Genomic DNA, 1,148 nt, shown 5'->3' on the forward strand with positions numbered 1-1,148 from the left:
GAGCGTGTTAGGGTAAAACCGATAATTGGGGCTAAGTCGTAACAAGGTAGCCGTACCGGAAGGTGCGGCTGGAATACCTCCTTTCTAGAGCATTCGGAATTGAAGCTCGTTACGGATACACATGATTAAAAAAGTATTTAGTACAGCGTATTTAGTATTTAGATTATTTTCTATCTAACTACTGATATCTAAGTACTGATTACTATAAAAAAGCATTTGAAGAAATGTGCCCATCCCTGAAAATGGATGGTCCAGAGAGATAGAATGATAAGCTAGTCCCGTAGCTCAGTTGGTTAGAGCACTACACTGATAATGTAGGGGTCAGCAGTTCAAATCTGCTCGGGACTACCATCTAGATGTGAGATGATAGACATGAGATCTGAGACGTAAAGTCTGCTTTCTCTGTTCCTGAATCTATAATCTACACCACGGGGAATTAGCTCAGCTGGCTAGAGCACCTGCCTTGCACGCAGGGGGTCATCGGTTCGACTCCGATATTCTCCACACGTATGCCCGGACACTAAGATATTGTGTTCACGATAAGGCTACAAAGAGTTCTTTGACATATTGAAAGAAAAAAAATTACAAGAGAAGACAACAGTAGAGACAATGCTGTGATGTGCTCGATGTATTATGAAGACCCTCGGTCAAGGCCGAACGGATTAATGCGTAGCATCACGGTTATATATCAAAAGCAACCCATAGTAGCAAAAGGGCTATGAGGTGAAGAAAGTAAATAAGGGCACACGGGGGATGCCTAGGCTCTCAGAGGCGATGAAGGACGTGATAAGCTGCGATAAGCTTCGGGGATTAGCAAATGTGAGTTTGATCCGAAGATTTCCGAATGGGGCAACCTAGCATACTGAAGGTATGTTGTAAAATACGCGAACGCGCTGAACTGAAACATCTAAGTAGGCGTAGGAGAAGAAAATAATAATGATTTCCCAAGTAGTGGCGAGCGAACGGGAAAGAGCCCAAACCAATAATGTTACGGCATTGTTGGGGTTGTAGGGCTGCGATATGGCATTAGCAAACAGAAGTGGAATGGGATGGGAAGCCCAGCGATACACGGTGATAGCCCTGTACACGTATAGAATGCTAGCCTAGCAGTACCCTGAGTACCGCGGGGTCGGAGACGCCCTGTGGGA

General features: G+C 44.9%; 2 tRNA genes and 2 rRNA genes. All 4 read left to right on the forward strand.

From position 1 onward, the window contains the following. Positions 1 to 84: ribosomal RNA gene (locus HCX49_RS25210) — 16S ribosomal RNA — on the forward strand; the annotation flags it as partial. A 190-nt stretch (positions 85 to 274) separates the two neighbouring features. Continuing rightward, positions 275 to 351: transfer RNA gene (locus HCX49_RS25215), tRNA-Ile, on the forward strand. A 79-nt stretch (positions 352 to 430) separates the two neighbouring features. After that, positions 431 to 504, forward strand: a tRNA-Ala gene (locus HCX49_RS25220). 222 nt (positions 505 to 726) lie between these two features. Next, positions 727 to 1,148 (forward strand): 23S ribosomal RNA (locus HCX49_RS25225); the annotation flags it as partial.

Origin of the sequence: Sphingobacterium sp. B16(2022), from assembly GCF_012030425.1 — a bacterium.
GTDB lineage: Bacteria > Bacteroidota > Bacteroidia > Sphingobacteriales > Sphingobacteriaceae > Sphingobacterium > Sphingobacterium anhuiense.